This window comes from Bartonella taylorii 8TBB, from assembly GCF_902825155.1.
GTDB classification, from domain to species: Bacteria; Pseudomonadota; Alphaproteobacteria; order Rhizobiales; family Rhizobiaceae; genus Bartonella; species Bartonella taylorii_A.
Genome location: NZ_CADEAG010000172.1, coordinates 1 through 412, shown reverse-complemented (window position 1 = coordinate 412; position 412 = coordinate 1). Strand labels below are relative to the sequence as shown.

General features: G+C 37.6%; 1 pseudogene. It reads right to left on the bottom strand.

Annotation, left to right across the window (positions count from 1 at the left end):
- Window positions 1-412 (bottom strand): annotated as a pseudogene (locus tag J7R13_RS09155) (Vomp family autotransporter); the annotation flags it as partial.

The window sequence follows — 412 nt, the reverse complement described above, 5'->3', positions numbered from 1 at the left end:
TAATAACATTATGTGAACCTCGGGCAATCGTACCATCCGCAACATTATGCAGACATACAGCCACAGAATCCTTTCCTTTACTAAAAGTAACACTCGTATAAAAAGTTTCATCCTTTGCATTTTTATCATAATGAACTACAGCAGAACAATCAGACTGAAGGCTATTAGAAAGATCCTTCAACCTTCCATCAAGCTGGCCTTTATTAACTGCTTCATTCTCTTTCTTTGCTGCCTCTACACCAGAAAGCGCACTATTCGCATGTGCTCTATCTGCTATACTGATGTCGCCGCCATCTTTCTCACTACCAATCTCGATAATTTTTTTTTTCTTGTCTTGCTTAACTAAGCTATCTCCCACTACTTTGGTAATCTTGTTCTTTACTTCTTTATGTATATTGGTAATAGAACTACC